This is a genomic window from Glaciecola sp. 33A (genome assembly GCF_002836745.1).
Classification (GTDB): domain Bacteria; phylum Pseudomonadota; class Gammaproteobacteria; order Enterobacterales; family Alteromonadaceae; genus Glaciecola.
Window position 1 is genome coordinate 1 of the sequence record NZ_PJAR01000004.1, and the last position, 4,295, is coordinate 4,295.

Genomic DNA, 4,295 nt, shown 5'->3' on the forward strand with positions numbered 1-4,295 from the left:
TGAAGGTTTACGCTTCGCAATCCGTGAAGGTGGCCGCACAGTAGGTGCTGGCGTTGTATCAAAGATTGTTGCGTAATACCGCATTACATCTTAAAAAAGGCGCTCATTGAGCGCCTTTTTTTTGCTTAAGGAAAAGCCGACAGCGATGGCTGTTGAGACAAACCGAACGGATGGAATTCGACAGCTGTGGTCGATGAGGAAAACCAAATTAAGCAAAGTGAGAGTTTGACTTTAAAGTAAGACCTACTTTGGAAAATCAGTTTTTGTTTTTCAACTTCCATGTCAGCGAACGCCGACTCTGAAACCGGCAAATTCCAGTACGTTTGAAATCCGTTCTTTAGTTAGGGGGTGTGAGCTCAATATTTTCTCTAGATCTTCTGTAATTAGCTTATTTTCGCTATCCGTATATTCAGCAAATTTCTTCATCCCTCGTGCAAAAGATTCTGAGTCAGGGCCTATCGCCCTTAGTTGCTCAAGAGCAAACTCATCTGCTTCCCATTTAAGCCTTACAGATTTGTGTATTGTGCAACTCCGCGATTTGCTATTTTAATTTTCTGCGTAGATTTTTTATGTTTTAGCTCCAATTAAAACTGAAATATACTAAAAATGGTTTTGTGTTTTGTCGGGTAACCTATAGACTCTGTGGACTGATTCAACGTACAAGAGAGTATTTCGGTTTTGATCACAATAATTAAGAATGCTGACGTATACGCACCTGAGCATTTGGGCTTGCAGCACATTCTTATCGCAGAAAATAAAATAGTTTACGTAGGTGACATTTTACCCGAACTTAACCTTGAGCATAATATTGTTGATGCTGAGGGCTGCATTGTGATGCCCGGTTTTATTGATGGTCATACCCATATTACTGGCGGTGGTGGTGAAGCCGGCTTTTCGACAAGAGTGCCTGCCGTTCCATTAAGTAAATTTACGCGGGCGGGTGTAACCACCGCTGTTGGTTTGCTAGGTACAGATGATTTAACTCGTAGTACTGAGTCGTTGATTGCCCAAGTTTATGCATTAAGAGAAGAAGGTTTTTCAGCTTATTGCTACACCGGTGGTTATCATTTACCGGCAACAACCTTAACCGGATCGGTGAAATCGGATATTGTTTTCATTGAACCGATTATTGGTGTCGGAGAGTTAGCTATTAGTGACCACCGTTCAAGCCAACCAACGTTGAATGAATTGTTAAAAGTCGCATCTGAAGCTCACGTGGCACGCTTGATGACCGGCAAAGCAGGTATGCTACACTTGCATTTAGGTGACGGTGAACGTGGCTTAAGTTTGGTTAGAGAGGCTCTAGATTCAGCTGAAATTCCGCCTAGAACGTATAATCCTACACATATTAATCGCCAGCGGTACCTATTTGAAGAAGCCTGTGAGCTAGCAAAAAGAGGTTGTTGGGTTGATGTTACTGCTTTTGAAACTGGCGATGTTGGCTTCGAGCCGGGTGAAGCTTTGCTGCGCTATATGCAACAAGATTTGCCACAAGATAAATTGACTATTAGTTCGGATGGCGGCGGATGCTTACCCGACTTTCATGTTGATGGTAGTTTAAAGAAAATGGACTTTGCTGAATCCCAATCGATGACGAATATCTTCTACGAGCTAGTAGATGACGGCCAAGCGATTGAAAAGTTTTTACCCTTTTTTACCAAAAATGTTGCGACTCTGATGAATTTTCATCATAAAGGCCGTATTAAAAAGGGTGCTGATGCCGATATCATAATATTGAATAAGCAAAATCGGATTGAGCATGTTATGGCGATGGGTCATTGGCATGTTAAGTATAAACAACAAATCAAAAAAGGCACTTTCGAGTAAATATTATGCCCTCTCCAACTATAGATGGCACCCAAAGAGGATATGTAATTCCGATTGGTGGTGCAGAAAAAAAACTAGATAACCCCGAAATTTTGGCCAAGTTTATTGAGCTTAGCGGAGGCAAAGATGCTGTAATCACCATCATTCCAACCGCTTCACAACTTGACGACACGGGTTCACGCTATCAGAAAATTTTCGAAGAAATAGGCGTAAAAAAAACCTATTCGTTACCAATTATTGAACGTAGTGATGCGCAAAATCCTGAATACGTACAAACCTTAGAAAAAAGTACCGGCATATTTGTGACTGGTGGTAATCAACTGAGGCTATCTACTATTTTAGGTGGCACACCTATCGCAAAAACAATTCGCCAATTAAATGCTCAAGGTGTTCATTATGCAGGAACTTCCGCAGGCGCTGCTATTGTCTCGCAGCATATGATTACTGGTGGCAGCACAGGCACTGTGCCGACCGAAGACGGTGTTAACTTGGCCCCTGGTATGGGGTTAATTAATACTATCGTGGTTGATCAGCACTTCAATGAACGCAACCGACTAGCTCGTTTACTTTCAGCTGTTAGTTATAATCCGTTTTTGATTGGGGTGGGGTTGGACGAAAATACGGCCGCATTTATTGACCATAATAACGTGTTTACGGTTGTCGGTAGTGGCGCTATTACGGTTGTTGATCCTAGCGACATAGAATATTCATCAATGGCAGAAGCTCGAACTGGAGACGCCCTTACTTTACTCAATGTTAAATTACATATTTTAGCAGCTGGTGCCAGATTCGACATTTCAAACCGAAAAGCTTATGTAAGTTGAGTATCAATATAATTATTTTCTGCTTGCTCATTGTGATGCGCAGAAGGACAAAATAAAACACTTCAAAAGGTAGCGTAAGCTGCCTTTTTTATGTAGTTTAGATCACTAATAATAACAGTTTAATTGACCCGTTCATGTCTATAGATTATTGAGATAATGCCAAAGGTTCAAATACTGAATTAACTGCTTGTTTCATCGTTGCCGTTAATTAATAAAAAAAGTCGCACTAAAGGATCTGTAACCATGAAAATTCTAAGTAAAAACGTTTATGTCGGCCCAAATGTCTATGCTAACTTTCCGGTCATTTGTTATCAAATTGACATTGGTGAATTAGAAAATTGGCCTTCGGTCAAATTAGGTGAAGACTTTATTAATGGTCTTATCGCAGCGTTACCATCCTTGCAAAAACACGGTTGTTCTTATGGTGAGGAAGGTGGCTTTTTAAGAAGATTAGTTGAAGATGAAGGAACGTGGATTGGTCATATTTGGGAACACGTAGCAATAGAATTGCAAAACTTAGCAGGGTCCTCAGTGTCCTTTGGACGCACAAGAAGCTTGAAAGAAAAAGGCTGTTATTATGTTGTTTATCAATATCAACAAAAAGATGTAGGCATAGAGGCCGGCGCGTTGGGTTTAAAACTACTAACGCATTTAATGCCTCCTGCAATACAAAAGTCGATCACAGCCAAGATTGAGCCAGATTTTAATTTTGCAGATGAACTTAATGACTTTATTAAAATGGCGCAGCGTAAAGAGTTTGGTCCAAGTACCGCCTCTTTGGTATCGGCTGCCGAAGAACGTGACATACCTTGGCTACGTTTGAATAATTACAGTTTAGTGCAATTTGGTCAGGGTAAGTATCAACAGCGAATTCAAGCGACCATTACCAGCGAAACAAAACACATCGCGGTTGAGATTTCATGTGATAAGGAAGATACCCATAATCTACTCAATGACTTGGGCTTGCCAGTACCACAACAAATGATGATTTATAGTGATAAGCAAGCAGTGAGAGCTGCTCAGCGTATAGGCTTTCCGGTTGTACTAAAACCATTGAATGCGAACCATGGTCGCGGTGTCAGTATTAACTTGATGACAGATGACGACGTTATAGCTGCGTTTGCTGAAGCGCAGCAGCATGGCACGAGCAGAGCTGTATTAGTCGAAAGCTTCATCACTGGCTATGACCACAGAATGTTGGTCGTTAATAATGAGTTAGTTGCGGTCGCCAAACGAGTCCCAGGTCATGTTATTGGCGACGGTATGCATACTATTGAACAGCTAATTGATATTGTGAATAAAGATCCACGCCGCGGAGTAGGGCATGAAAAAGTGCTAACTAGACTGGAATTAGATAAGCAAGCGGCTCGGCTTATGGAAGAAGCCGATTATGACAAAGACACGGTACTTGAAAAAGACCATACATTTTATCTGCGCTCGACTGCAAATTTGTCGACAGGCGGCACCGCTATCGATGTGACCGACATTGTGCACCCAGATAACCGAGAAATGGCCGTGCGCGCTATTCGTGCCATTGGTCTTGATATTGGTGGCGTTGATTTTTTAACTGATGACATCAGCAAATCATACAAAGAAATTGGTGGTGGCATTTGTGAGTGCAATGCCGCACCGGGTTTTAGAATG

The 4,295-nt window shown here is 41.6% G+C and carries 5 protein-coding genes; 4 read left to right on the plus strand and 1 reads right to left on the minus strand.

Features of this window, described 5'->3' with window-relative positions; translation table 11 throughout:
- Positions 1-76: hypothetical protein (locus tag CXF81_RS00225; protein ID WP_157825454.1), on the plus strand; the 76-nt coding region annotated here is incomplete at its 5' end.
- 206 nt (positions 77-282) lie between these two features.
- Here CXF81_RS00225 and CXF81_RS19705 read toward each other — a convergent pair.
- The gene (locus CXF81_RS19705; protein ID WP_157825452.1) at positions 283-426 is read right to left on the minus strand and encodes a hypothetical protein; all 144 of its coding nucleotides are present in this window, start codon (positions 424-426) and stop codon (positions 283-285) included.
- Between the two features lie 252 nt (positions 427-678).
- Here CXF81_RS19705 and iadA point away from each other — a divergent pair, with 252 nt between their 5' ends.
- From iadA to CXF81_RS00240, 3 genes are all read left to right on the plus strand, one after another.
- Positions 679-1,827 (plus strand): beta-aspartyl-peptidase, encoded by a 1,149-nt coding sequence (gene iadA / locus CXF81_RS00230; protein ID WP_101179087.1) that lies wholly within the window; start codon positions 679-681, stop codon positions 1,825-1,827.
- Positions 1,828-1,832: 5 nt separating this feature from the next.
- The gene (locus tag CXF81_RS00235; protein ID WP_101179089.1) at positions 1,833-2,651 is read left to right on the plus strand and encodes a cyanophycinase; all 819 of its coding nucleotides are present in this window, start codon (positions 1,833-1,835) and stop codon (positions 2,649-2,651) included.
- Positions 2,652-2,894: 243 nt separating this feature from the next.
- Positions 2,895-4,295 (plus strand): acetate--CoA ligase family protein (locus CXF81_RS00240; protein WP_157825453.1); only part of this gene is annotated, 1,401 nt, incomplete at its 3' end.

What these genes read in the sequence shown, in the direction of transcription:
- CXF81_RS19705 (WP_157825452.1), bottom strand. Translation starts at nt 426, where the DNA reads ATGAAGAAATTTGCTGAATATACGGATAGCGAAAATAAGCTAATTACA.
- CXF81_RS00235 (WP_101179089.1), top strand. Translation starts at nt 1,833, where the DNA reads ATGCCCTCTCCAACTATAGATGGCACCCAAAGAGGATATGTAATTCCG.